The organism is Photorhabdus kayaii (genome assembly GCF_025384895.1).
Lineage (GTDB): Bacteria > Pseudomonadota > Gammaproteobacteria > Enterobacterales > Enterobacteriaceae > Photorhabdus > Photorhabdus kayaii.
Genome location: NZ_JAJAFZ010000214.1, coordinates 1 through 709, shown reverse-complemented (window position 1 = coordinate 709; position 709 = coordinate 1). Strand labels below are relative to the sequence as shown.

Below are 709 nucleotides of genomic sequence, written 5' to 3'. Positions count from 1 at the left end.
GCGGTTGGGCCGCCTGACGACTATTTACCCCCGCGTGCGCCGAGGCTAACGGGCAGTCCGGCTACGGTCTGCCCTCACACCGAACCCGCCCAGCTTAACGGGGGCGTGCGAACGGTCAGCGGCTATCGGGGGTTGAGGTCGGCTCTGAACTGTCCGGCGGCGTGTCCGTGTCGGCGTTATCGTCGGCGCACAGGTCGGCCAGTAAACCCACCTCATCGGCGTCGCGGACTTTTTCGTCGGCCATTTGCTCCGCCGGATGGGTGCTGGCGTGCACCGCCTGCAAGGCCCGGATAGAGACCTGCGTATACACCTGGGTGGATTCCACGCTGGCATGGCCTAACATGGCCTGTATCCAGCGCAGGTCCGCCCCGTTCTCCAGCATCTGCGTCGCCATCGCGTGCCGGAACAGGTGGCAGGCACCTTTTTTCTCGATGCCGGCGGCCCGGATATAGCCGCTCACGGCATTCGTGATACCGTTCGGCTGCAACCCGTCGAGACCGTCCATTGCCACGAACAGCGATTGGATGTCCGGGGTGACCAGCAGTTGCGGGCGAACCTGCTGCTGATAGAACTGGAGCCAGTTTAAGGCCCGTTCGCCGAGGGGCAATACCCGGTCTTTATTCCCCTTGCCCTGCCGGATGGTCACGGTTTTGCGTGACCCGTCAATGCTGTAGATATCGAGCCGGGCCACTTCACTGCGTCGTATCCC

Annotated in this window: 1 protein-coding gene; it reads right to left on the bottom strand. The window is 63.5% G+C overall.

Annotated elements, in window-relative coordinates; genetic code table 11:
- Positions 1–115: 115 nt before the first annotated feature.
- Positions 116–709 (bottom strand): tyrosine-type recombinase/integrase (locus tag LGZ98_RS23975; protein ID WP_262978755.1); only part of this gene is annotated, 594 nt, incomplete at its 5' end.